Genomic DNA, 23,945 nt, shown 5'->3' on the forward strand with positions numbered 1-23,945 from the left:
TGCAGAATATAAAACTTAAAAATGAAAAAGAAAGAAGTCATATTATTATTTCCACATCAACTCTTCAAGGATTCACCAATTCTCAATATTGATGCCGACATCTATCTTGTTGAAGAATTTCTATTCTTTAAGCACTATAAATTCCATAAACAAAAAATCGCTTTTCACAGAGCTTCCATGAAGGCTTATGCTAATTATTTAAAAAACAAAGGCAAAACCGTTAACTATATTGAAGCCACATCAGAATTGTGTGATGTGAGACAGCTCATCCCTAATCTTATTGATAATGGCGTTAGAAAACTTTATGTCATAGACCCAACGGACAATTGGCTGCAAAAGCACATTAATGCAGTTTCTAAAACCATAGAAATTGAGTGGTATAACAATCCGCTTTTTATAAACTCTAAGGAAAATCTCAGTACATTTTTTAAACCCAGTAAAAAGAAATTCTTTCAAACCTCATTTTATAAAGATCAACGAAAAAAACGTAATATTTTAATGGTTTCTGATAAACCAGAAGGTGGGAAATGGACTTATGATTCTGATAATCGCAAAAAGTATCCTAAGAACAAAATACCACCAAACATTCAGTTTCCTGATAAAACAAAATATCACAAGGAGGCTGAGGACTACGTACATTCTAATTTCAGTGATCATTATGGTAAACTCACCGAATTTGCAATTTACCCCATCGATTTTAAATCTTCCGAAAATTGGTTACAACAATTCTTTGAACAGCGCTTTGATGAGTTTGGCGCATACGAAGATGCCATTGTAAAAGAAGCGCATTTTTTAAATCATAGCATACTCTCACCATTAATAAATATTGGGTTACTCAACCCGTTAGAAGTGATTGAAAAAGCGATTGATTACAGAAAATCAAATGATGTTCCTATAAATTCGATAGAAGGATTTGTGCGGCAGATACTTGGTTGGAGGGAATTTATCCGTGGGGTTTACGAAGCAAAAGGCACGGAAGAACGTACAAGGAATTTTTGGGATTTCAATAGAAAAATACCCACATCATTCTATGACGGCACCACTGGTATTAAACCCGTTGATGACGTTATTAAAAAAGTTTTGAAAACAGGCTACGCACATCACATAGAGCGCTTAATGATACTTGGCAACTTTATGGTACTGTGCGAATTTGATCCAGATGAGGTCTATAAGTGGTTTATGGAATTATTTATCGATGCCTATGATTGGGTTATGGTACCCAATGTCTATGGCATGAGCTTGTATGCAGATGGTGGCCTCATGTCAACAAAGCCATATATCAGTAGTAGCAATTATATTATGAAGATGAGTAACTATTCTAAAGGAGATTGGCAAGACACGTGGGATGGTTTATTTTGGGCCTTCATGGACAAACATCGTGATTTTTTCTCAGGCAACCCTCGATTAGGAATGCTATTGGGCAACTTGGATAAAATGAAAAAAGAAACCTTGAAAAACCACTTTAACAATGCAGAGCAGTTTTTAAATGAACTAGATAAAAACTAACGTTATGCTAAGGTATTTAGAAATATTAAACATTGCATCAATAGAGATGTAGTTCTCGATAGAAGTCTGAAATTCATCCGAACTGACGACTGAGAAATTATGTCACTTTGAGTGTTTTTTGAAGTACAAGAAAAACGTTTCGAGAAGTATATAAATTAAAGTAATTGAAAAAAAACAAAGAACATATTAACGTCGTTTGGTTAAAACGTGACCTAAGATTGGAAGATAACGAGGCCATTGCAAATGCTTTAAAATCCAAAAAACGTACGCTTATCCTTTATGCCTTTGAGTTTATCTTACTTAATGATAAACATTATAATGAGCGTCATTTCAATTTCATTAAAGAATCCATAAGAGATATAAACACTAAACTAGAGGCTCATCAGACAAAGGTTTTATCTGTTGATTGCGATATACAAAGTACATTTAATCTCATTCAAGAATTTTATAAGGTTAATGCCATTTACTCACATGTCGAAACTGGATTGTTAGTAACCTACAACAGGGATAAGGAATTTACACGCTATTGCCGAAATAACCTTATTGAATGGAAAGAAAGCAAAAATAATGGTGTTGAGCGTGGATTAATAAACAGAGAAAATTGGTTTGAAAATTGGGAAGACTATATGAATCAAAAGCTTGAAGTTTTTCAACCCAAAACCGATCAACTATTACATAAAGATGAAATCGAAACTTTAGAAAAACTATTTACAGTAACCAATTTAGATACTCCTTCCGAAACAAAATTTCAAAAAGGTGGAAGTTCTACAGCTTGGAAGTATGCCAATTCATTTTTTGAGAGTCGTCATAACGACTATATGTTCAACATATCAAAACCAGAGGCATCACGCACAAGTTGTAGTAGACTTTCACCTTATATTGCTTGGGGAAACCTATCTATACGTCAAGTTTTTCAAAAAGGAAAAGCAATAAAAGAAAAGACCAACGATAAACGACATATAGGTGCATTTTTGTCCAGATTGCGATGGCAAGCGCATTTCATCCAAAAGTTTGAAATGGAGCATACCATGGAGAATGCCAGTGTAAATAAAGGATATCACAAACTTAAAAAGAGCATTTCTGATGACTATCAAAATGCATGGAAAGAAGGCAAAACCGGTTTTCCTTTAGTCGATGCCAGCATGCGCTGTTTAAACGAAACTGGTTATGTTAATTTTAGAATGCGTGCCATGCTAGCTTCTTTCTTTACCCACATTCTATGGCAACCTTGGCAAGCAGCTACCACACACCTATCGCAGCAATTTTTAGATTTTGAGCCTGGCATACATTTTCCTCAATTACAAATGCAAGCCGGAGAAACCGGAATCAATAACTTGAGTGTTTATAACCCTACAACCAATAGCCTTAAACACGATCCTGATGCCACATTTATAAAAAAATGGGTTCCAGAGTTAGCAAATTTAGATACTCCTTTTGTACACGAGCCTTATCTTATGACAGAAATGGAAAAGGCATTTTATAATTTTAAACTTGGTGAAGATTATCCTCAACCCATTGTTGATATTAAGGAGAATCGTAAACGTGCAAGTGAAATCCTCTGGAATATGAAAAAAGACCCTGAAGTAGTTCGTGAAAGTTTAAGGATCCTTAAACGACATACCATAAGTGATAGAAACCGAATGCTTAGAAATGAATAAAAAGATAGTCTCATCGAGTGATTCTGAAGTATAAAAATTGTATCGAGATGTTTGCAAAAATAGATTCTCGATACAATTTCAAGTTTCATAAAACTTGAAATCACTCGAACTGACAACTGCTCACAATGAAACCAAACTTAACTTTTCTTGCATTCTTAATTCTGTGTTAATTTTTGTTTAACTTTTTAAATAAAAAATTAAACATTTTGTATATTTACGATGTAATGATATTAAATACTACGCATAACAACCCTGAGCACAAACAAATTATAGCTGACCTAATTGGCAGTCCCTATAGTTTGGTACAGAAATTGAAAATGAAAGGTATAGGTTCTAAACGCATGATTATTGACGAAGTAAGTCCTAATATGCAGAACATGATGAACAAAGTGTCAGATATAAATTATGCTAATATAGAATTACGTCCAAAGGGTATCATGATAATGATTAATCAAGGATTAAACAATTTTACGTGGATCATACCTTATTATCAATTGGTAATATATAAAGTAAACGGTTCGAGCTTACATGCACAAGGACGATTTATTCACTTTAGAAACAGTAAAACCTTCAAAGAAAACAAAAGATTCTTCGATAAATTACTCGATGAAAAAGTTAAATACGATATGCAATTTGCAATGCCACAGAGTGTATGAATTTAGATTTAAGGGACATTGATCGTATTATAGAAATGGCATGGGAGGACAGAACACCGTTTGAAGCAATTACATTCCAATTCGGTTTAAAAGAGCAAGAGGTCATTGATTTAATGAGGAGAGAAATGAAGCTAAGCAGCTTTAGAATGTGGAGAGAACGTGTGCAAGGAAGAGCCACAAAACACAAGAAACTAAGGTGCAATCAAACGCGCTATTTAGAAGAAACAAATCTTGATTTTGTAGAAAATATTGGCATAAATAAATCTCGACTATCGAGTAAAAAAAGAACGTTTGACAAAGGCAGATTTAAGTGTTCGCGTCAAAGAACAATAGCAAACAACTCTATTTCAAAACGTTAACACGTGCTTTGATTTAAGCTTGGAGTACTTAAAGACAGCACATTAAAAAGATTCAATGAGCACAAAAACAATTTCCAAACAAAATGGGCATCCGCTTAACGGTTTTACTGTTGAAGATATAGGAGACGACCATCTATTTACAAGTCTAGATACACCTATGAAGCCCAATGCTTTTGATATGTCTAATGACGAAAAAAAGCAACGAATTTCAATACTGTTTTCCGAAATAATGGATGTTTTGGGCTTAGACCTTACTGACGACTCGTTAAAAGGAACACCAGATCGTGTTGCAAAAATGTATGTTGAAGAAATATTTTCAGGATTAGACCCAGATAACAAACCAAAGGTTGCACTTTTTGACAACAAGTACCAGTACAACCAAATGCTGGTAGAAAAGAATATTACATTTTATTCTAATTGCGAGCATCATTTTGTTCCAATTATTGGTAAAGCTCACATTACTTACAAATCATCAGGTAAAGTTATTGGGCTTTCTAAGTTAAACCGTATTGTACAATATTATGCAAAGCGCCCACAAGTACAAGAACGCTTAACAAACCAAATCGCAAACGAACTCAAAACAGTTTTAGAAACTGAAGATGTTGCAGTTATTATTGACGCAAAGCATTTATGCGTCTCTTCTAGAGGTGTAAAAGATGATACCTCAGCAACGGTAACAACATATTATGGAGGTGAGTTTAACACTTCAGAAAAAATCGCAGAATTACAAAACTATATAAATAATTAAGCTATGGATATATTACAAAGAGCAGATGAATTCGAAAACAGAAAGTTCTCATTCAAAACAACAAGTGACAGAATCTTAGCCGCAAGAGAAGCTAAGGAAATTATCCTTGGAGTAAATGAAATTTACAAGAAAAAGAAAGATGCCAAATTAATGGACTTAATGAAACGTTTAACCGTTATCAAACAAAAAATTGAAAAACGATTAAAAGGCCGTCCATTAACTGCAGCGTAAATAGAATATGAACACTATTATAGTAGTCGGAGGAAGCAAAGGTATAGGCAATGCAATCGTCTCATCTTTGCTTCCCTCGCAAAAGGTTATAAACATCAGCAGAACATCTCCCGAACAATCTCACGAAAATTTAACACATTATAATTGCAATGTGTTGAACGATGAATTGCCAGAGATTGAATCTGCAGACGGCTTGGTATATTGTCCCGGCAGCATCAATCTTAAACCTATAAACAGACTGAGTATTGATAATTTTAAAAGTGATTTTGAAATCAATGTGCTTGGGGCTGTAAAATCAGTACAGAAGTATCTTCCTATTTTAAAGAACGGCAACAAACCAGCCATACTTCTATTTAGTACTGTGGCAGCAAAATTAGGAATGCCGTTTCATGCTAGTGTTGCTGCATCAAAATCTGCCGTAGAAGGTCTAACAAAATCTCTGGGTGCTGAATTAGCACCAACCATTAGAGTTAATGCCATTGCACCAACCGTAACAAATACTGATTTAGCATCTAAGCTACTGCGCAATGAACGCATGATAGAAAACATGAATGAACGCCATCCATTAAAAAAATACTTGCAGCCAGAAGAAGTTGCTGATATGGCAACATTTTTATTGTCTAAAAAAGCAGCATCTTTATCAGGACAAATCTTTGAAATGGACTGTGGGATTGTAAGTTTCAAAATATAGACCATGAATCCATTAAAAGCATTTGTTAGTACTTTAACAACGACAGATAAGAATGTTGTTCAAAAAGCATCTGAGTCTATTTACGATATAAAAATCAATAGTCTTCAGGGAAAACCAATCGACCTATCAGAATTTAAGGGTAAGTACATCTTATTTGTCAACGTTGCGTCAAAATGTGGATTTACTCCACAATACAAAGATTTACAGAAACTCCATGAAACTTATAAAGATAAATTAGTTGTAATTGGTGTACCCTGCAACCAATTTGGAAAGCAAGAACCTGGCAACTCTAATGAAATTACGGAATTCTGTGAAGTTAATTATGGCGTATCCTTTTTAATTACTGAAAAAATTGATGTTAAGGGTTCTAATCAACATGCTATATATCGATGGTTAACGACCAAAGCTATTAATGGGAAACAGAATTCTACAGTAAAATGGAATTTTCAAAAGTATTTAGTAGATAAAGATGGAGAATTTTTAGACGTCTTCTACTCTATTACCAAACCTATGAATTCAAGGATTACAAAACATTTAAAATAAAGACCATGTTCGGATTATTTAAAAAAACCTCAGAACTAGACAAGCTTCAAAAACAATACGAAAAACTCATGGCAGATTGGCACAAATTGTCTACTACAAACCGAGCAGAAAGTGACAAAAAATATGCCGAAGCACAGAAAATTCTAGAACGTATAGAAGCTATTAAAGCATAGATCTGTTTTGAAAAAAGGGTATTATTTCATTATTTTTTTAATCATCAATTTTGGTGGCCTAGCTATTGGCAATTGGTTTATGGGAGATGCCGTTACCGGTGAATGGTATAACAATCTCAATAAAGCTCCTTGGACACCACCTGGATGGGTATTTGGTTTTGCATGGACAACAATAATGTTATGCTTTTCTTACTATTTAGCTGAGCTATTTATTGAGCGATCAAAAGTAACACTTTGGTTTGTCTTTTTATTTGCATGGCTGCTAAATATGAGCTGGAACTGGTTTTTCTTTAACCAAAAAATGGTTAATGTGGGATTAATTGTTTTAATCTTATTAACACTGACCATACTTTATTTCTTCATCACCTTTAGACACGACAGATTAAAGTGGGCAAAATACTTATTGCTCCCTTACCTTATTTGGCTTTGCATTGCCACGTCTTTAAATGCCTATATTCTATTAAATAATTACCTATGAAAATTTACACCCTACATAAAAAACAAAATCTACCAATAAGTATAGATGAAGCTTGGGAGTTCCTATCCAGTCCAAAAAACCTAAAGACCATAACGCCAGATTATATGGGCTTTAATATTCTTTCAGGTGCAGATAGACCTATGTTTCCAGGTCAAATTATTCAATATATTGTAACACCAGTTCTAGGTATAAAAACGAAATGGGTTACAGAAATAACCCATGTTAAGGACAAAAAATATTTTGTTGACGAACAACGTTTTGGTCCCTATGCGCTGTGGCACCACAAACATTTCATTAAAGAAATTGAAGGTGGTATAGAAATGGAAGACATTATAGATTATAAAGTTCCTATGGGAATTCTAGGTCAGATGGTTCATCCATTTTTGGTAAAACCAAAATTGGAAGAAATCTTTAACTATAGGACTAAAAAGTTAGAGGAATTATTCGGAAAGTATGAGTGAAAAAGTTAACATATTCTGGTTCAGAAGAGACCTAAGACTAGACGACAACAAAGGTTTTTATGAAGCCTTGAAAGGAGACCATACTGTTTTACCAATATTTATTTTTGATTCAGAAATTTTAGACAAACTTCCCAAAGATGATGCACGGGTAACTTTTATCCATGAAACACTTCAGACCATGCGACAAACGCTTCAGGACGAACACGGAAGCAGTATTGCCATGTTCCACGGAAAACCGATTGCTATATACAAACAAATAGTTGAGGATTACGATATAGAAACCGTTTACACTAACCATGATTATGAACCTTATGCTAGGGAACGTGATAAAGAAATTAAATCCTTTCTAGAAGCAAATGGCATCACTTTCAAAACCTATAAAGATCAGGTTATTTTTGAAAAAGATGAAGTCGTCAAGAAAGATGGTGATCCTTACGTTGTATACACACCATACATGCGTACTTGGAAAGAAAAATTCAAGACCATAGATTTAGAAATTTTTTACACAAACAATTATTTAGACAATTTGGTAGAGCATTCGAGATTACCTAATCTGAATTTGTCCGATATAGGGTTCGAAAAATCTTCACAAGAGATTGCTCCTTATGAAGTGACACCAACTTTGATTCAGCAATATGAAGCAACTCGAAATTTCCCAGCAAAAGATGCTACATCCCGTTTAGGTCCACATCTACGCTTTGGAACCGTTAGCGTTCGTAAAATGATGAAAAAGGCAATTGCAGAAAAAAACGAAATCTTTTGGCAAGAATTAATTTGGCGCGAGTTTTTTATGCAAATTTTATGGCATTTTCCTCATACCAAAGACAAAGCCTTCAAATCTAAATACGATAGGATTGAATGGAGAAACAACGAAGATGAATTTAAGTTATGGTGCGAAGGCAAAACGGGTTACCCTTTGGTTGATGCTGGTATGCGAGAATTGAATGAAACTGGTTTTATGCACAACAGAGTCCGAATGCTTGTCGGAAGCTTTCTTTGTAAACATCTCTTGATTGATTGGCGTTGGGGCGAAGCCTATTTTGCAGAAAAACTGCACGATTATGAAATGGCCAGCAATGTTGGTAACTGGCAATGGGTAGCGGGTTCTGGAGTAGATGCCGCTCCATATTTTAGAATCTTTAATCCAACTTCACAAATTCAAAAGTTCGATAAAGAACATGAATACATCAAAAGATGGGTTCCCGATTATCAGGAGTTAACCTATCCTCAACCTATGGTAGAACATAAAGCTGCTAGAGAACGCTGTTTAAAAACTTACAAATCAGCATTAAATTAACATTTAAAATGAAATGATTTTATTTTATTTTATTAACAATATAGACAATAATTAAAAAAATATGACGTTAAGAAATTTAAGACTTGCCAAGTCTTAATCGAAATAACCATTTCAATAAACAATTTTAAAAGCTCTGATTAGCCTCAGGGCTTTTTCTTTTCTTAACTATTATTTAAACCCTAAACAAATCAGGTCAGTTTTTTAATATCAATTTCTAACATTCTTTTAAGATAATGTCACGACGCTTTTAGTTAAATTTAATCCACTAATTAAAAATCAAAACAATATGAGTACTTGGGATGTTGCTAAAAAATGGCATCAAATGTGCGCCGAAGGTAAAAACCTAGAGTGCGTTAACGAGCTATACGCAGAAAATGTAACCAGTAGAGAGATGCCCGGAATGCCTGGGGAAGTCACTACTGGAAGACAAGACGTTTGGAACAAAAACAAAAAATGGCTAGACAATGTTGCAGAATGGCACGGCGGAGACATTAGCGAACCCGTTGTCGCAGGAAACCATTTTACAACTAAAATGACTTTCGATGTTACTTTTAAAGACAGAGGTAGACAACAAATGGAAGAAGTTGCCGTATTTGGTGTCGACGATGGGAAAATTGTTAGCGAACAATTCTTCTATTTAATGGAATAGATTTAGTGTTTAAATGTAAAGTAAAAAGTGTAAAGCAATGTCTTATAACGATCTTACTTTACACTTTTTACTATGTACTTTACTTAATACTGAAAACTAATTTCCTTCCAAACGCTCAATCTTAGCGCCGATAGCTCTTAAGCGTTCGTCTATATTTTCATAGCCTCTATCAATTTGTTCAATATTATGAATGGTTGATGTCCCTTTAGCAGATAAGGCGGCAATTAACAAAGACACACCTGCCCTAATATCTGGTGATGTCATTGTAGTAGCTTTTAAGGTCGACTTAAAATCGTGGCCTATAACCGTGGCTCTATGTGGATCACAGAGTATGATTTTCGCTCCCATATCAATAAGTTTATCAACAAAGAACAAACGACTTTCAAACATTTTTTGATGGACTACAGCACTTCCCCTAGCCTGAGTTAAAACCGTTAGGATGATACTTAATAAATCTGGAGTAAAACCTGGCCAAGGTGCGTCAGCAATGGTTAATATAGAACCATCTATATAACTTTGTACTTCATAGCCATTAATATGCGCAGGAATATGTATATCGTCTCCTTGGCGTTCTATATTGATTCCAATTTTCCTAAATACGCTAGGTATCACACCCAAATCATCCCAGCTTACGTTAGTAATGGTCAATTCACTTTTTGTCATAGCAGCTAGACCAATCCAACTACCAATCTCAATCATATCTGGCAGCATTCTATGCTCAGTTCCACCAAGCTCATCCACCCCTTCAATAGTCAATAAATTAGAACCGACACCAGATATCTTTGCGCCCATTCGGTTTAGCATTTTACATAATTGTTGCAAGTAAGGTTCACATGCCGCATTATATATTGTAGTTGTGCCTTCCGCTAATACTGCGGCCATAACGATGTTAGCAGTTCCTGTTACGGAAGCTTCATCTAAAAGCATGTAAGTTCCTTTTAATTTATTGGCCTCCACTCCATAAAACAAATCATCTCTATTGTAACGGAATTTAGCACCAAGATTAATAAAACCTTCAAAATGGGTATCTAAGCGACGACGGCCAATCTTATCGCCACCAGGCTTTGGAATGTAACCCTTGCCAAAACGCCCCAGTAAAGGCCCAACAATCATAATAGAACCTCTTAAACCTTTTCCATCTTCCTTAAATTCAGCCGATTCTAAATATTTTAGGTTAACCTCGTCTGCTTTAAACGTGTAAGAACCTTTACCTAATTTATTGATTTTTACCCCAAGCTTTTTTAGTAAAGCTATAAGTTTATTAACATCAATAATGTCTGGTATGTTGTCTATTTTTATTTCCTCGGCAGATAAAAGTACTGCGCATAAAATTTGTAAAGCTTCGTTTTTTGCTCCTTGAGGCTGAATTTTTCCTTTGAGCTTATGACCTCCTTCTATTTTAAATGTTCCCATACGTTTTAGTAACGTTTTCTGTTATTGGAATATTTCTTCTTAGGCTTTTTTGAATGATTCTTATTACTGTACTTAGATTTAGAGCGCATTAGACTAGAAGAATCGCTTAAATCCTCGTCACTATCCTTAAGATTCAATTTTCCTCCAGAAAGCTCATAAAGATGATCAAAAATCACTGCATCTTCGACAGTATCTTTATTCCAATTCAGGAAACACTTTTTCATATGGTTGGCAATGGTATAAACCAAAGCTTCCTTCAGTTCACTATCTTCCCAACTTACGGCCACATCAATCATCGTTTTAATATTGTTACCATAAAAACGGTATTTAGGATGATTTTGTGGATATTTTAAAGGTTCTGGTCTAGACTTTAATTCTTCTTCTGAGGGTTTCTCAAAAGGTGAATCTGCATCCAATTCAAAGTCGGACATTATAAAAAGTTGATCCCATAACTTATGCTGAAAGTCAGGCACATCGCGTAAATGTGGCTGTAGATTCCCCATAACCGAAATTATGGCCTTAGCAACTTTATTACGTTCTTCTTTGGTTTCGCGGGTTTTTGCATAATTAATCATCTTTTGAAGATGGCGTCCATACTCCGGTATAATTAAATGCTCGCGTTCTGTGTTGTATTCTAAATCGTCAATCAAAATTAAAATTTGTGTAGTAAATAATATAAAAAAACCTGAAGTCTCTAGGTTTTGCTGCAAAGTACAAAAATTTAAGCAGCCAAAAAGAAATTTTATAAGGAAATTACTCCTTCCACATTTTCTGCCACTTCTTTATACTTAGCTATAACTGCATCAGGGTTTTTCATTCTAACATTTATGGACACGCTCGTATATTTACCATTTTTAGATGTATTGGTATTAATTACAGCCCCCAAATCATTAAAAAGGTTTTCTATGTCCTGGATTCCCGATCCTTTAGAAACCACAATAAACTTATATAAATACTCAGACGGCCAGAGCGTGGTATCGTATAATTGTGATTTAAGTTTCTCGTAAAATTCGTCGCTTTTCTTAGAACTATCCATGTCAAAAATTTTCAGATGCAAAGATACATTTAACTTTACATTTTTTATATTTAATTTTACTGCAAAAATATTGCCAATTTGAATCCATTAAAAGTTGTCATTGCTGGTGGTCCCGGAACAGGAAAAACATCGATTATAAACCACTTGAAAGTCCGTGGTTTTTTTTGCTATGATGAAGTTTCTAGAGAAGTGACACTTCAAGCCAGAAAAGAAGGAATCGATCAGCTTTTTATAACTGAACCGCTTTTATTTAGTAGAAAGCTTTTAGAAGGAAGAATACGACAATTCTTGAATGCTGAAAAAGAGAATGAAAATGTAGTTTTTCTAGATAGAGGTTTACCAGATGTTATTGCATATATGGATTATGTTGGTGATGATTACCCCAAACATTTTATTGAGGCGTGTGAAAATCATAAATACGATCTTATCTTTGTTTTGGCACCTTGGCAAGAGATTTTCACCAGTGATAGTGAACGCTATGAAAATTTTGAACAGGCTATAGAAATTCACCATCATCTTTTAAAAACCTATATGCGTTTTGATTATCAACTCATTGATGTTCCATTTGGAACCATAGAAGCACGAACTGATTTTGTTTTGGATTACTTAAATTTAGGGTAATGCATCCAATAGAAGTTTTAGAACGTTACTGGCATTATACTTCGTTTAGACCTTTACAAGAAGACATTATCGCTTCAGTTTTAGACAATGAGGACACTTTTGCGTTATTGCCAACAGGAGGTGGTAAATCGATATGTTTTCAAATTCCTGCATTGATAAAGGATGGGATTTGTATTGTAGTCTCGCCTCTAATCGCTTTAATGAAAGACCAAGTGAATACATTAAAACAAAAAGGTATTAAAGCCATAGCTTTAACATCTGGCATATCTTATAAAGATTTAGACACCCAATTAGATAACTGTATTTATGGCAACTATAAATTTCTATATCTATCACCAGAACGTTTACAACAACCAATAGTACAAGAGCGGATTCAGCAAATGAAAGTGAATCTTATAGCTGTAGACGAAGCACATTGCATCAGTCAATGGGGAAATGATTTTAGGCCAGCATATAAAAACATTTCCATTTTAAGACAAATCCACCCTCATGTTAATTGTATAGCGCTCACGGCAACAGCGAAGCACCATGTAATCAATGATATTACAGAAAATCTCGATTTTGTTAACCCCAAGGTTTATAAAACATCCTTTTCTAGATCAAATATTGCTTATCATGTGATCCATACGGATGATAAACTGTTTCAGTTAGAGCATATACTGAAAATGCATAAAGGATCATCCATAATTTATGTAAGAAATCGAAGAGCGACAACAGATATTCATAATTATTTAGAGTCCAAAGGGTTTTCTTCCACTTATTATCATGGAGGTATTACCAATAAAGAAAAACAGGAGCGTCTACAACAATGGCTTAATAGCCAAAAGGAAATTATAGTGGCGACGACCGCCTTTGGAATGGGAATTGATAAAGCCAACGTAAAAACCGTAATTCATTTCAATTTACCAGAGAGTTTAGAAAGTTACTATCAAGAAGCTGGTCGTGCTGGTCGCGATGGAAAATTGGCGCACGCCATTATATTAAAACAACATATTGATGAAGATCATTTACGTAGTCAGTTTTTAAGTACACTGCCATCGGTTAGTTTTGTAAAAAAGGTTTACTCAAAGCTGTGCAGCTATTTTCAAGTTGCTTATGGTGAAGGTGAAAACACTACTTATCAGTTTGATTTTAAATCGTTTTGTAGCATATATAAATTAAATCCAAGTATTACATACAATGCTTTGTTGTTGTTAGATAGAAACTCAATTATCACTTTAACGCAGCATTTCAATTTTAGAACAAAGATTCAGTTTGTAACCTCTAACGCTGCCCTATTTCAATATTTGGAAAATCATTTAGAGTTGAATACTGTAGTAAAGGTATTGTTGAGAACCTATGGTGGTATTTTTGATTATGACACTAAAGTGAATCTCAACTTAGTGATTCAAAAAGCAAATCTTTCGGAAAAGCAAGTCATTGCTCAGTTACAAAAACTGGAAAATGATAATGTAATAAGCCTAAATATAGCAAATACCGATTCAGAAATTACATTTTTAAAACCTCGAGAAGATGATATTACTATAAACCCGATTGCAAAAGTTATTGAGCAACAGCATAAGTTAAAACACCAGCAGGTTGAAGCTGTCCTTAATTATATCAATAATAATTCTGTTTGTAAGAATCAGCAACTCCTTGCCTATTTCGGTGAAAAAACAAAAGCAATTTGCGGACAATGCTCAGTATGTTTAGAGAAAACTTCTAATACCAATAGTACTTCAAAAGATGATATTTTTAATGAAATACTAAAAGCTTTAAGTTCAGAAGATTTATCTTCGCGGCAATTATTAAATAGACTTCGTTACAGTGAAAAAGCACTTTTACAAAGCCTTTCCGAACTGATTGAAATCAATAAAATAAAGCTAACCCAAGCCAATACCTATACACTTATATGACAAAAAAACGCGACTTACGAATTGTTTTTATGGGCACGCCAGATTTTGCTGTAGCGGCCTTAAAAGCGCTTTTAGACAATGGATACAATGTTGTCGGAGTCATCACGGCTCCGGATCGTAAGGCTGGTCGTGGGCAAAAATTAAGAGCTTCTGCCGTTAAGGAGTTTGCCTTGGAGCATAACCTACACATTATGCAGCCCAAAAATTTAAAAGCCGAATCCTTTATAGAAGACTTAAAATCACTTAACGCAAATTTACAAATTATTGTGGCCTTTAGAATGTTACCAAAAGTTGTTTGGCAGATGCCAGAATATGGTACATTTAACCTTCACGCATCATTATTACCACAATACAGAGGTGCAGCACCAATTCATTGGGCGATTATTAATGGTGAAACTAAAACAGGTGTGACTACATTTTTTATAGATGAAAAAATTGATACTGGTGCTATTGTTTTGAAAGATGAAACCGAAATCACTGGTGACATGACTGTTGGTGAACTCCATGATAAATTAATGGCCATTGGAAGTAACCTGGTAATTAAAACCGTTCAACTAATTGAAACGGATGAAGTAACAACCACTATTCAACCAAAATCTAAAGATTTAAAAACCGCATACAAACTCAATCGCGACAATTGTAAAATTGATTGGTCACAAAGTTTAGATACTATTTATAATAAGATCCGTGGTTTGAATCCCTTTCCGACTGCATGGTGCTACTTAGATAACGATGAAGACGAACAACTCGCTATTAAATTATATGATGTAAAAAAAGAAATTGCCAGTCATGAATATGCTGCAGGATTAATTTTTACTACCAAAGATGAATTAAAAGTTTCTTGCGCAGGAGGTTATATAAAAGTAAAAGAAATGCAGTTACCAGGAAAGCGAAAAATGGATATTAAACCACTACTAAATGGTTTTGAATTTTCAGAATCTGCAAAACTTCTGTAAAGCCCTATTACCATTGGTATCATAAAAAATCCGATAAAACGCATTCCTTTATTAACAAATGCTGTAACTTATTAACAAAATCGCTTATTTCCCTTGCTATTACTTGCGTAGCTTAATATTCCTAATAATTTTGTGTATGGATTTTTATATTCTTTATTAAAAACCAAATTTTTAACAATTTAAATTTAAAATTTATGAACAAAACAGATTTAATCAATGGTATGGCAGAGAATGCTGGAATTACAAAGGCGGCTGCAAAAAAAGCATTAGATTCTATGTTAATTGACATCGAGGGAGCTTTACAAAAGGGAAACAGAGTTTCTTTAGTAGGTTTTGGTTCTTGGTCAGTTTCTAGAAGAGCTGCAAGAGACGGAAGAAACCCACAAACTGGTAAGACTATCAAGATTAAAGCTAAAAATGTAGTGAAATTTAAGGCAGGTTCTGACTTAAGTAACGCTGTAAACTAAGACATTTTTTTCTTAAAAATACAGAGCCTGCTCAATGAGCAGGCTTTTTTTGCTTTAATTTTAAGGTGTTTAAGTTGTTTAATTAACAAAAATAGCCTAGATTTAGTTGTCATAAAGTAAACGGCAAAGATGACCAAACCCGAAAAAGGCAATTTATTAATTGCAGAACCATCCATTATCGGAGACATCTCATTTAATCGTGCAGTGATTCTTCTGGCAGATCACAATGCATTGGGATCGGTAGGGTTTATACTAAACAAGCCTTTGGAATACAACCTTAAAGACTTGATTGAAGGTACCGAATCTGAATTCACAGTTTATAATGGCGGGCCGGTAGAACAAGACAACCTTTACTTTATACACAAATCGCCCGAATTAATCCCAAACAGTATTGAAATATCTAATGGTATTTTTTGGGGAGGTGATTTTAATGTGGTATTAAATCTCATAAATGAAAATAAGATTACAAAAGATGATATCCGATTCTTTTTAGGCTATTCTGGTTGGGCAGAACAGCAGTTAGATGATGAACTGGAATCCAATGCTTGGCTAGTTTCAAAAAATGTTTATGACAATAACATCATCGCGAAATCGTGCAATTCTTTTTGGCGAGAAAAAATGCTGGAACTTGGTGGTGATTACAGTATATGGTCCAATGCACCTGAAAACCCGAGTTATAATTAAGAGGTTAACCTCAGCTTTGCATTCAATTTAGTCACAACTTTTTGGGCAAACTCATTCCCATAGCTTTTTTTACGATACCGGGTAATTGGAACAATACCTTTAATAACATTGGTAACAAACAACTCATCTGCCTTTTGAAGTTCAAATGGGCTAATCGATGCTTCTTCCACAAATAAATTAACGTCTTTAGATAATATTTCTAAAACTTGTTTTCGCATTACACCTTTTAAACACCCATCTTCTAAAGGTGGTGTTTTAATCTTATCGCCTTTTACTAAAAATAGATTTCCGTTTAGAGCTTCTATAACACTTTTATTTGTATTAAGAATTAGACAGTTATCAAAGTCGTTTTCTTTGGCATAAATACTGCCAATAACCTGTATTGCTTTATTGTTGGACTTTACACCAGAAAGCAATCCTGGTGCCATAAAATAGTCTTTATATAAATCTACTATATATGTTGTATCGGCGGCGATTGTGTAAAATGGATTATCATGAAATTCGGTAACAATATTAAAATTAATCTCTGCATCTTCACTTGGTAAATATTTCCCACCTTCACCTCTATCGATATTCAATCGTACTCTAGCTGAACTATCAATTAAATTATTAGCTTCTACGGTTTTAAGAATTTCGGCTTCAAGAAATTCCATAGTAAAATTCATAGGAATATCCATACGCAATATGCGCATAGACGCCATGAGCCTAAAGTAATGGTCTTCCCAAAAAAAGATTTTACCATTGACTACTTTTAAGGTTTCAAAAAGTGCATCTCCGTACTTATAACCCCTATTTTCTAAAGTTAATTTAGACTCTGTATTACTGACTAAGCTTCCGTTAAAGTTTACCATAAAAAAATGTCCCGATTTAGGTTCAATTAAATCGAGACAAATATATAATAGTTGAGTTAGTTACTTGTTACCTCGAGCCCAAAACTTGTTTAAGGCTACCAATTTGATTTTCCCAAAGCATTTTTCCTTCTTCAATTTCATCATCTTCGGCGAAATCGGTAATCATTAATGATACATCTTTTGTAATTTCATCGACCTGAATTCGAATTTCAAAATAATAAGTCGCTCCATCTTCATCGTCACTTAACCAACGAAACTTAACACGTTCGCCACTTTTCTTGGTTAATAATTTGGCTTGTTCTTCTGAGCCATCCCATATAAAAGTAAACAACTCCCCTCTCGAATTAACGTTGTCCGCAAACCACTCCGATAAACCAGAAGGTGTTGATATATATTGGTATATAAGTGAAGGAGATGCCTGTATTACAAACTCCATTTCGTATTTTTCTTTATCGTCCATATAAGCATAGTATTATAGGCTCAATATATACAATTATGGTACAATTCAAAACTTTAAACTAAAATTATTTTTTTTGGATTGTTATGTTTGTTGTCGTAGAATTTGTTTTTATATTTGCAGCCGCAATAATGGCGAGGTAGCTCAGTTGGTTAGAGCGTCGGATTCATAACCCGGAGGTCACGAGTTCAATTCTCGTTCTCGCTACTACTCTCAAAGACCCTATTTTATTAGGGTCTTTTGTTTTTATATAGCTTTTATTAAGCTTAATAACTACAAATCGTATATGTGCAACCCGGAGGTCTAACCATTTTTTTATATACTATATATAACCAACTATATACTTAATGAACCCAAGTTATATACCTAACAAACCCAAACTATTTTATGGCCCTTATAATTGCAGCTTCATAGGCTGTTTTTCTTTTTCTCATGGTCTCTTCTCCTATCCTAATCTTTTCTTTTAATCTTTCATAAAATTCCTTTCTGTCCTTTGGCAAATCTTTATATGATATCTTTGGTTTACCAGACATTGATATTATTGTGCTAAGTATTTTATTTCTTATTAGTTCGCTCAAAATTTTATTATTTTGTCTTTGTATTTTTCTAGTTAGTCTTGGATTTACAACACCAAATCTCTTCATTTTTCTGAGCATAAAATAGGCTGTTTTTTGTGTAACCTTTATGTGCTTTGATAGCTTAACAGAATTATTACCCTCTTCTGACTCAGTAACATATTCAATAGCTTTAAACCATTTTACTAATGGAACTTTGCTGTTTTCAAAAATCGTATTCTTTCTAATAGAGAATATTTTACGGCATTTAGCACACTTTATAGTGACTTTGAAATAGTAAAATTTGCGTCTTTCATGACATAATGGACAAGTTTTAACTTTTTCCCATTTATGCTTTATTATATAATCTATACACTTATTATCCATAGACGTTTAAAATTGTAATCAAGTATACTAATTTAGTTTACAATTTTTATTAACTTGAGCACAAGTGAATCCCTTACTAACAATTCCTTGTTGACCAATATTTAATATTAATAACCTATTATATACATAATGGGGCTAAAAACATTGTTTTTATTCCCTTGTTGTGTACCATTTGTAAAAACGAGAAACTGAACAAACCAAAGAATAAGAAAGAAAATAAATGCCAAATAAAAACACTGACTTACATAAAGCTAAAAAAAGAAAAAAAGATGAATTCTATACTCAATTAGCTGACATTGAACGAGAGTTAAAACACTATAAAAAGCATTTTAGAGGTAAGGTTGTCTATTGTAATTGCGATGACCCAAGAATTAGTAATTTCTTTCATTATTTCTCTTATAACTTCGAGAAATTAGGACTAAAAAAACTAATAACGACTTGTTACAAAAATCAAAACAGAGACTTATTTAGTCAAAATGATTCTTAACAAGCAATAATGTTAGAATACACAGGAGACAAGAATGGAAACAATGTTCCTGATATAGAAGAAATAGGTATAATTCAATTAAATGGAGATGGAGATTTCAGAAGTGAAGAAAGCATCGAAATTCTCAAACAAGCAGATATTGTTGTAACAAATCCACCATTTTCCCTTTTTCGAGAATATGTCATACAATTAATTGAATATGAAAAAGACTTCTTAATTATAGGTCATCAAAATGCAATTACTTACAAAGAAATTTTTCCTCTAATCAAAGAGAATAAAATTTGGCTTGGATATGGTTTCAAAAGGAATATGGCTCATTTTATTAATAAACATTATGAAGATTATGCTACTGATGCTGACCATAAAGAAGGAATGATAAGAGTATCAGGTGTTCAATGGTATACCAATCTCGATATTTCCAAAAGGCACGAAAAGATGATTTTGTATAAAAGCTACAATTCAGAGGAATATCCACAATATGAAAATTATGATGCTATTGAGGTAAGCAAAACAAAAGAAATACCAATGGATTATAAAGGAGCTATGGGAGTTCCTGTAACATTTATGAATAAATATAATCCTGAACAATTCGAAATAATTGGAATGGGAGAAGATAATGGGATAGGTCATTCTGGAGGTCTCTGGAAAGGTGGCTCAAAATCTTGTTTATATAATAGTAAAGCAGCCTATAAAAGAATATTCATCCGAAATAGAGAATTATGAAAATAGAATTAAAAGAAATAACAGTTCGTGAACTAACTGATGGATATGAAGACAATGAAGAAAATGGAGTAATTGGTTTTGGTGGTAAATTAGATATTCGTCCACCGTACCAAAGAGAATTCATATATAAAGACAAACAACGTGATGCAGTAATAAACACTGTGACTAAAGGTTTTCCTCTTAATGTAATGTATTGGGCTGTCCGAGAAGACGGAAATTTTGAGGTTATAGACGGACAACAAAGAACGATTTCACTTTGCCAATATGTTGAAGGAGATTTTTCCGTAATTGTCGGAGATATCCCAAATCACAGAGCTTTTCACAATCTTCAACAAGATGAGCAAGAAAAAATACTTGACTATAAACTAATGATTTATGTGTGTAGCGGAACTGATAGTGAAAAATTAGAGTGGTTTAAGACAATTAACATTGCTGGCGAAAAATTAACAGACCAAGAATTAAGAAACGCAGTTTACTCAGGAAGTTGGGTAACGGACGCTAAAAGATATTTTAGTAAAAGTGGTTGTCCAGCTTATGCGATTGGAAGTGATTATTTAAATGGGTCACCAATTAGACAAGATTATTTAGAAACTACCATTAAATGGATTTCTAAAGGGAATATTGAGGTTCATATGCTAAATCATCAGCACGACCCTAATGCAAATCAGCTTTGGCTTTATTTCCAAAGTGTAATAAATTGGGTAAAAGCAGTATTTCCAAAATATCGTAAAGAAATGAAAGGAGTTGATTGGGGCACTTTGTACAATGAATTCAAAGACGGAAATTATGACTCTCAAAAAATCGAACTAGACATTGCTCGTTTAATGCAAGATGAAGACGTCACCAAGAAAAAGGGTATTTATCAATACATTTTAACAGGAAAAGAGAAGTATTTAAACATTAGGGCTTTTAGTCCAAATCAAAGAAGAGAAGCGTATGAAAGACAAAAAGGAATTTGTCCTGTAGACGGAGAACATTATGAAATTGAAGAAATGGAAGCTGACCATATTACGCCTTGGCATTTAGGAGGAAAAACAACTGCCGAAAATTGTCAAATGTTATCTAAAGAAGCTAATAGAATAAAAGGAGGAAAATAAAACGGTACACAACAATCGCTATAAGTAATTGCTTGTTCTCGCCTACTTCTGAAAATCCTCGCGGATTTCCAACTTGGTGTGTACTTGCAAAGTTTAGTGCTAAACCACGCAACTACTAATAGCCGAGACCGTTGATATGTAATACAATTAGAATGTAAAACGAGTTTTAAATACGTTGATGAATCCTTTAGCAGAAATTGTTTATATGGGTGAGATAGTACTGCAATCAGAAATTGCTAAACGAGCTGAAAATCGTTTACCTGTTGATCCTGGAAATTTTGACCATATTGAAGTTTGGTGTTCAATTCAGTCAATTCTTGTTGCAGCTGGAAACATCTCTAAAATCCTTTGGTCTCACTCTAATGATAAGAGTATAGCTCGTAGCAAAAGATTGCGAAAAATGCTAAATATTGACGACAATAATATTCTGTCAAACCGAAAATTTCGTAACCATTTTGAACATTATGATGAGCGAATTCAGATTTGGTTTGAGAATAAATCGAGTAGTATTTATATTGATTTATCTTTTAATCCTTTTAAACCAACAAAATGGTCACTTCCTAAGAATTCTCATCGAGAATATAATCAGGTAAACAGAATTTTAACTTTTCGTGGTGAAACTCTTGATTTGAAAGAAGTACTAAATGCCATTGAAGAGATAAAACTTAAATGCAAACCACATACACTAATGTAAATCATTGAAATACAACACAGAAAGCTTTTATAATTAATTGAAATTTTCAAATATTGTAAATCTAAAAATTAAAAAAAGTAATGTTTTGTGATTTTACAAAATCATAAGTAATTGAATATTAAAAAATTAAATCACATAATCAAACATGTATTCGTATATGTACTCATACATATTACATTAAAAATATACAAATTAAACACCTAGTTATCAATGTTTTATATTATTAAAAATATACTTGTTAAATTCATAACCCGGAGGTCACGAGTTCAATTCTCGTTCTCGCTACTAAGTAAATAAAGGAAAACCCAAGAATAAATTTCTTGGGTTTTTTTATTTGTGCACAACATAGGTACAACACAAAAAAATAAATAGGGAATAATTAAAGATGATTACTTATACCTTCTTTTATTTTTTTTATTTACTTTAGTTTTATAAAAGCTTTGATTATAGGAGCTTTTAGCTGAACAAAGTGAAAACTGTTTTTACGTTCGGGCTTTTGAAAATTAGGAAGTCAAATTCAAAAGCAGCTTATGGTGTAAGTATCCGAAATTTAGAGCTAACTTCCGCGTTTAAAATTTTTGCTACGCAATACAATTTGTGTTTTGTTCCCAAAGCACAATATCAGATTATGATTTGATAAAAATTATTTGGTCTCACTCTGTGAAGGTATTTTGTTATGCCTTCTTTTCAAATAACTTTTATAAAATCTAAGATGAATACGAAATATGTTGATTTAATCAATCAAACATTTGACTTTCCTCAATCTGAATTTACATTAGAGGAAGATAACCTATTGTTTCATGGTTTAGACTTAAATGAATTGGCAGAAACCTATGGAACGCCTTTAAAATTTACCTATTTACCACAGATTACAAATAATATCATAAGAGCAAAGAACTGGTTCAGTAATGCTATTAAGAATCACAATTATAACGGTACATATAAATACTGCTATTGTACTAAAAGCTCGCATTTTAAACATGTTTTGGATGAAGCTTTAAAAAATAATATTCATATTGAAACATCATCTGCTTTTGACATTGATATTGTAGAAAGTCTAAAAACAGATGGTAAAATAAATGATGATACATTTGTTATCTGTAATGGTTTTAAAAGAGAACAATACATTACTAACATTGCTAGACTTATAAATAATGGGCATAGGAACTGTATTCCTATAATTGACAATTACGAGGAAATAGATTTGCTTTCAAATGAAATAGAAGGAAAATTTGATGTTGGTATTCGTATTGCTTCTGAAGAAGAGCCTAAGTTTGAATTTTATACTTCAAGATTAGGGATAGGTTACAAAAACATTGTTCCTTTTTATAATAAGCAGATAAAGGACAATCCTAAGGCAGAGCTTAAGATGCTGCATTTCTTTATTAATACTGGGATTAGGGATAACGCCTATTATTGGAATGAACTTTTAAAATGCTTAAAAGTTTACACGAGCTTAAAAAAGATTTGTCCTTCATTAAATAGTTTGAATATTGGTGGTGGTTTCCCAATTAAAAACTCTTTGGCTTTCGATTTTGATTATGAATATATAATTGATGAAATCGTAAATCAAATTAAACTTGCATGTGATGAGGTAGATGTTGATGTACCAAATATTTTTACCGAATTTGGAAGCTTTACTGTAGGTGAAAGTGGTGGTGCAATTTATGAAGTACTCTATCAAAAACAACAAAATGACAGAGAGAAATGGAATATGATAAACTCATCATTCATTACGACACTTCCAGATACTTGGGCAATTAATAAACGTTTTGTAATGCTACCAATCAATAGATGGAAAGATAGCTACGAAAGAGTACTATTAGGAGGTTTAACTTGTGATAGTGATGATTATTACAACAGCGAACAGCACATTAATGCCATTTACTTACCAAAATACCGTAAAGACAAACCACTTTATATAGGCTTTTTTAATACTGGTGCATATCAAGAGACTATTGGAGGTTATGGAGGCTTACAACATTGCTTAATTCCTGCACCAAAGCATATCTTGATTCATAAGGATAACAATGGAAGTATAACCACTGAGATATTTAGAGACCAACAAAAAAGTGAAGACCTAATGGGGATTTTAGGCTACAACAACAACTCAAGAACAAAAACAACTACGAAATCAAATTCTAATACAGAATTGCAATTAGCTAACTCATAA

At 33.3% G+C, this 23,945-nt stretch carries 27 protein-coding genes, 1 tRNA gene and 1 pseudogene; 23 read left to right on the forward strand and 6 right to left on the reverse strand.

From position 1 onward, the window contains the following. Positions 1 to 21 precede the first annotated feature (21 nt). The 13 genes from KCG49_RS00745 (at position 22) to KCG49_RS00805 (ending at position 9,450) form a co-directional block, all read left to right on the forward strand. On the forward strand, positions 22 to 1,506 hold the full coding sequence (locus tag KCG49_RS00745; protein WP_218544267.1) for a cryptochrome/photolyase family protein: 1,485 nt from the start codon (positions 22 to 24) through the stop codon (positions 1,504 to 1,506). A 164-nt stretch (positions 1,507 to 1,670) separates the two neighbouring features. After that, entirely contained in the window at positions 1,671 to 3,164 is a 1,494-nt protein-coding gene (locus KCG49_RS00750; protein ID WP_218544268.1) for a cryptochrome/deoxyribodipyrimidine photo-lyase family protein, read from the forward strand. Positions 3,165 to 3,388: 224 nt separating this feature from the next. Further along, positions 3,389 to 3,820 carry a hypothetical protein gene (locus KCG49_RS00755; protein ID WP_218544269.1) on the forward strand — a complete coding sequence of 144 codons (432 nt, stop codon included), beginning with the start codon at positions 3,389 to 3,391 and terminating at the stop codon, positions 3,818 to 3,820. Next, the gene (locus KCG49_RS00760) at positions 3,817 to 4,179 is read left to right on the forward strand and encodes a TIGR03643 family protein (protein WP_218544270.1); all 363 of its coding nucleotides are present in this window, start codon (positions 3,817 to 3,819) and stop codon (positions 4,177 to 4,179) included. Before KCG49_RS00755 ends, KCG49_RS00760 begins: the two co-directional genes overlap by 4 nt. Before the next feature lie 55 nt (positions 4,180 to 4,234). Then, a complete protein-coding gene (gene folE / locus KCG49_RS00765; RefSeq protein WP_218544271.1) occupies positions 4,235 to 4,927 on the forward strand; it encodes a GTP cyclohydrolase I FolE in 693 nt (230 codons plus the stop codon). 3 nt (positions 4,928 to 4,930) lie between these two features. Then, positions 4,931 to 5,158 carry a hypothetical protein gene (locus tag KCG49_RS00770; RefSeq protein ID WP_218544272.1) on the forward strand — a complete coding sequence of 76 codons (228 nt, stop codon included), beginning with the start codon at positions 4,931 to 4,933 and terminating at the stop codon, positions 5,156 to 5,158. Positions 5,159 to 5,165: 7 nt separating this feature from the next. Continuing rightward, on the forward strand, positions 5,166 to 5,849 hold the full coding sequence (locus tag KCG49_RS00775; RefSeq protein ID WP_218544273.1) for an SDR family NAD(P)-dependent oxidoreductase: 684 nt from the start codon (positions 5,166 to 5,168) through the stop codon (positions 5,847 to 5,849). Between the two features lie 3 nt (positions 5,850 to 5,852). Then, positions 5,853 to 6,392 (forward strand): glutathione peroxidase, encoded by a 540-nt coding sequence (locus KCG49_RS00780; protein ID WP_218544274.1) that lies wholly within the window; start codon positions 5,853 to 5,855, stop codon positions 6,390 to 6,392. Between the two features lie 5 nt (positions 6,393 to 6,397). Then, entirely contained in the window at positions 6,398 to 6,565 is a 168-nt protein-coding gene (locus KCG49_RS00785) for a Lacal_2735 family protein (protein WP_218544275.1), read from the forward strand. Between the two features lie 7 nt (positions 6,566 to 6,572). Then, positions 6,573 to 7,043 carry a TspO/MBR family protein gene (locus KCG49_RS00790; protein ID WP_218544276.1) on the forward strand — a complete coding sequence of 157 codons (471 nt, stop codon included), beginning with the start codon at positions 6,573 to 6,575 and terminating at the stop codon, positions 7,041 to 7,043. Continuing rightward, a complete protein-coding gene (locus KCG49_RS00795) occupies positions 7,040 to 7,504 on the forward strand; it encodes an SRPBCC family protein (RefSeq protein WP_218544277.1) in 465 nt (154 codons plus the stop codon). The genes KCG49_RS00790 and KCG49_RS00795 overlap by 4 nt, the downstream gene beginning before the upstream one ends. Then, positions 7,497 to 8,801 (forward strand): cryptochrome/photolyase family protein, encoded by a 1,305-nt coding sequence (locus KCG49_RS00800; RefSeq protein ID WP_218544278.1) that lies wholly within the window; start codon positions 7,497 to 7,499, stop codon positions 8,799 to 8,801. Before KCG49_RS00795 ends, KCG49_RS00800 begins: the two co-directional genes overlap by 8 nt. A gap of 286 nt (positions 8,802 to 9,087) precedes the next feature. Beyond that, positions 9,088 to 9,450 carry a nuclear transport factor 2 family protein gene (locus KCG49_RS00805; protein ID WP_218544279.1) on the forward strand — a complete coding sequence of 121 codons (363 nt, stop codon included), beginning with the start codon at positions 9,088 to 9,090 and terminating at the stop codon, positions 9,448 to 9,450. A gap of 96 nt (positions 9,451 to 9,546) precedes the next feature. Here the strand turns inward: KCG49_RS00805 and murA are convergent, their stop codons facing one another. The 3 genes from murA to KCG49_RS00820 all read right to left on the reverse strand — a co-directional run bounded on the left by murA (position 9,547) and on the right by KCG49_RS00820 (position 11,899). Continuing rightward, the gene (gene murA, locus KCG49_RS00810; protein ID WP_218544280.1) at positions 9,547 to 10,863 is read right to left on the reverse strand and encodes a UDP-N-acetylglucosamine 1-carboxyvinyltransferase; all 1,317 of its coding nucleotides are present in this window, start codon (positions 10,861 to 10,863) and stop codon (positions 9,547 to 9,549) included. A 5-nt stretch (positions 10,864 to 10,868) separates the two neighbouring features. Beyond that, positions 10,869 to 11,513, reverse strand: a complete 645-nt coding sequence (locus KCG49_RS00815) for a DUF4290 domain-containing protein (RefSeq protein ID WP_218544523.1) — start codon at positions 11,511 to 11,513, stop codon at positions 10,869 to 10,871. A 92-nt stretch (positions 11,514 to 11,605) separates the two neighbouring features. Next, positions 11,606 to 11,899 (reverse strand): DUF493 family protein, encoded by a 294-nt coding sequence (locus KCG49_RS00820; protein ID WP_218544281.1) that lies wholly within the window; start codon positions 11,897 to 11,899, stop codon positions 11,606 to 11,608. A 78-nt stretch (positions 11,900 to 11,977) separates the two neighbouring features. On the opposite strand from KCG49_RS00820, the gene KCG49_RS00825 reads away from it, so the two are divergent. From KCG49_RS00825 to KCG49_RS00845, 5 genes are all read left to right on the forward strand, one after another. Next, the gene (locus KCG49_RS00825; RefSeq protein WP_218544282.1) at positions 11,978 to 12,520 is read left to right on the forward strand and encodes an AAA family ATPase; all 543 of its coding nucleotides are present in this window, start codon (positions 11,978 to 11,980) and stop codon (positions 12,518 to 12,520) included. Further along, the gene (locus KCG49_RS00830) at positions 12,520 to 14,415 is read left to right on the forward strand and encodes a RecQ family ATP-dependent DNA helicase (RefSeq protein ID WP_218544283.1); all 1,896 of its coding nucleotides are present in this window, start codon (positions 12,520 to 12,522) and stop codon (positions 14,413 to 14,415) included. Before KCG49_RS00825 ends, KCG49_RS00830 begins: the two co-directional genes overlap by 1 nt. Beyond that, the gene (fmt, locus tag KCG49_RS00835; RefSeq protein WP_218544284.1) at positions 14,412 to 15,371 is read left to right on the forward strand and encodes a methionyl-tRNA formyltransferase; all 960 of its coding nucleotides are present in this window, start codon (positions 14,412 to 14,414) and stop codon (positions 15,369 to 15,371) included. The genes KCG49_RS00830 and fmt overlap by 4 nt, the downstream gene beginning before the upstream one ends. A gap of 194 nt (positions 15,372 to 15,565) precedes the next feature. Continuing rightward, positions 15,566 to 15,838 carry an HU family DNA-binding protein gene (locus tag KCG49_RS00840; protein WP_076620986.1) on the forward strand — a complete coding sequence of 91 codons (273 nt, stop codon included), beginning with the start codon at positions 15,566 to 15,568 and terminating at the stop codon, positions 15,836 to 15,838. A 129-nt stretch (positions 15,839 to 15,967) separates the two neighbouring features. Continuing rightward, positions 15,968 to 16,522, forward strand: coding sequence for a YqgE/AlgH family protein (locus KCG49_RS00845; RefSeq protein WP_218544285.1), 555 nt, complete (start codon positions 15,968 to 15,970; stop codon positions 16,520 to 16,522). On the opposite strand, the gene KCG49_RS00850 is transcribed toward KCG49_RS00845, so the two are convergent. Together KCG49_RS00850 and KCG49_RS00855 are read right to left on the reverse strand one after the other, a co-directional pair. Beyond that, the gene (locus tag KCG49_RS00850) at positions 16,519 to 17,373 is read right to left on the reverse strand and encodes an aminotransferase class IV (protein ID WP_218544286.1); all 855 of its coding nucleotides are present in this window, start codon (positions 17,371 to 17,373) and stop codon (positions 16,519 to 16,521) included. The genes KCG49_RS00845 and KCG49_RS00850 overlap by 4 nt on opposite strands. 67 nt (positions 17,374 to 17,440) lie before the next feature. After that, positions 17,441 to 17,833: an START-like domain-containing protein gene (locus KCG49_RS00855; RefSeq protein ID WP_218544287.1), complete on the reverse strand. Its 393-nt coding sequence runs from the start codon at positions 17,831 to 17,833 to the stop codon at positions 17,441 to 17,443. Between the two features lie 130 nt (positions 17,834 to 17,963). On the opposite strand from KCG49_RS00855, the gene KCG49_RS00860 reads away from it, so the two are divergent. Continuing rightward, positions 17,964 to 18,037, forward strand: a tRNA-Met gene (locus KCG49_RS00860). Positions 18,038 to 18,210: 173 nt separating this feature from the next. On the opposite strand, the gene KCG49_RS00865 is transcribed toward KCG49_RS00860, so the two are convergent. Further along, complete coding sequence (locus KCG49_RS00865; protein ID WP_218544288.1) at positions 18,211 to 18,771, reverse strand: hypothetical protein; 561 nt, start codon at positions 18,769 to 18,771, stop codon at positions 18,211 to 18,213. A gap of 220 nt (positions 18,772 to 18,991) precedes the next feature. On the opposite strand from KCG49_RS00865, the pseudogene KCG49_RS00870 reads away from it, so the two are divergent. From KCG49_RS00870 to KCG49_RS00885, 4 genes and pseudogenes are all read left to right on the forward strand, one after another. Then, positions 18,992 to 19,981 (forward strand): annotated as a pseudogene (locus KCG49_RS00870) (adenine-specific methyltransferase EcoRI family protein). Further along, positions 19,978 to 21,078, forward strand: a complete 1,101-nt coding sequence (locus KCG49_RS00875; protein WP_218544289.1) for an HNH endonuclease family protein — start codon at positions 19,978 to 19,980, stop codon at positions 21,076 to 21,078. The pseudogene KCG49_RS00870 and the gene KCG49_RS00875 overlap by 4 nt, the downstream one beginning before the upstream one ends. Positions 21,079 to 21,256: 178 nt before the next feature. Next, the gene (locus KCG49_RS00880) at positions 21,257 to 21,772 is read left to right on the forward strand and encodes a hypothetical protein (RefSeq protein ID WP_218544290.1); all 516 of its coding nucleotides are present in this window, start codon (positions 21,257 to 21,259) and stop codon (positions 21,770 to 21,772) included. A gap of 712 nt (positions 21,773 to 22,484) precedes the next feature. Further along, positions 22,485 to 23,945 carry an arginine decarboxylase gene (locus KCG49_RS00885; RefSeq protein ID WP_218544291.1) on the forward strand — a complete coding sequence of 487 codons (1,461 nt, stop codon included), beginning with the start codon at positions 22,485 to 22,487 and terminating at the stop codon, positions 23,943 to 23,945.

Source organism: Winogradskyella luteola (genome assembly GCF_019203985.1).
In the GTDB taxonomy this organism is placed as follows: Bacteria; Bacteroidota; Bacteroidia; order Flavobacteriales; family Flavobacteriaceae; genus Winogradskyella; species Winogradskyella luteola.

Coding starts and splice junctions, on each gene's coding strand:
- KCG49_RS00755 (WP_218544269.1), top strand. CDS start 3,389: ATGATATTAAATACTACGCATAACAACCCTGAGCACAAACAAATTATA.
- KCG49_RS00820 (WP_218544281.1), bottom strand. CDS start 11,899: ATGGATAGTTCTAAGAAAAGCGACGAATTTTACGAGAAACTTAAATCA.
- KCG49_RS00885 (WP_218544291.1), top strand. CDS start 22,485: ATGAATACGAAATATGTTGATTTAATCAATCAAACATTTGACTTTCCT.
- KCG49_RS00850 (WP_218544286.1), bottom strand. CDS start 17,373: ATGGTAAACTTTAACGGAAGCTTAGTCAGTAATACAGAGTCTAAATTA.
- KCG49_RS00845 (WP_218544285.1), top strand. CDS start 15,968: ATGACCAAACCCGAAAAAGGCAATTTATTAATTGCAGAACCATCCATT.
- KCG49_RS00875 (WP_218544289.1), top strand. CDS start 19,978: ATGAAAATAGAATTAAAAGAAATAACAGTTCGTGAACTAACTGATGGA.
- KCG49_RS00805 (WP_218544279.1), top strand. CDS start 9,088: ATGAGTACTTGGGATGTTGCTAAAAAATGGCATCAAATGTGCGCCGAA.
- KCG49_RS00785 (WP_218544275.1), top strand. CDS start 6,398: ATGTTCGGATTATTTAAAAAAACCTCAGAACTAGACAAGCTTCAAAAA.
- KCG49_RS00800 (WP_218544278.1), top strand. CDS start 7,497: ATGAGTGAAAAAGTTAACATATTCTGGTTCAGAAGAGACCTAAGACTA.
- KCG49_RS00880 (WP_218544290.1), top strand. CDS start 21,257: ATGAATCCTTTAGCAGAAATTGTTTATATGGGTGAGATAGTACTGCAA.
- KCG49_RS00745 (WP_218544267.1), top strand. CDS start 22: ATGAAAAAGAAAGAAGTCATATTATTATTTCCACATCAACTCTTCAAG.
- KCG49_RS00830 (WP_218544283.1), top strand. CDS start 12,520: ATGCATCCAATAGAAGTTTTAGAACGTTACTGGCATTATACTTCGTTT.
- murA (WP_218544280.1), bottom strand. CDS start 10,863: ATGGGAACATTTAAAATAGAAGGAGGTCATAAGCTCAAAGGAAAAATT.
- folE (WP_218544271.1), top strand. CDS start 4,235: ATGAGCACAAAAACAATTTCCAAACAAAATGGGCATCCGCTTAACGGT.
- KCG49_RS00780 (WP_218544274.1), top strand. CDS start 5,853: ATGAATCCATTAAAAGCATTTGTTAGTACTTTAACAACGACAGATAAG.
- KCG49_RS00760 (WP_218544270.1), top strand. CDS start 3,817: ATGAATTTAGATTTAAGGGACATTGATCGTATTATAGAAATGGCATGG.
- fmt (WP_218544284.1), top strand. CDS start 14,412: ATGACAAAAAAACGCGACTTACGAATTGTTTTTATGGGCACGCCAGAT.
- KCG49_RS00840 (WP_076620986.1), top strand. CDS start 15,566: ATGAACAAAACAGATTTAATCAATGGTATGGCAGAGAATGCTGGAATT.
- KCG49_RS00865 (WP_218544288.1), bottom strand. CDS start 18,771: ATGGATAATAAGTGTATAGATTATATAATAAAGCATAAATGGGAAAAA.
- KCG49_RS00770 (WP_218544272.1), top strand. CDS start 4,931: ATGGATATATTACAAAGAGCAGATGAATTCGAAAACAGAAAGTTCTCA.
- KCG49_RS00855 (WP_218544287.1), bottom strand. CDS start 17,833: ATGGACGATAAAGAAAAATACGAAATGGAGTTTGTAATACAGGCATCT.
- KCG49_RS00795 (WP_218544277.1), top strand. CDS start 7,040: ATGAAAATTTACACCCTACATAAAAAACAAAATCTACCAATAAGTATA.
- KCG49_RS00775 (WP_218544273.1), top strand. CDS start 5,166: ATGAACACTATTATAGTAGTCGGAGGAAGCAAAGGTATAGGCAATGCA.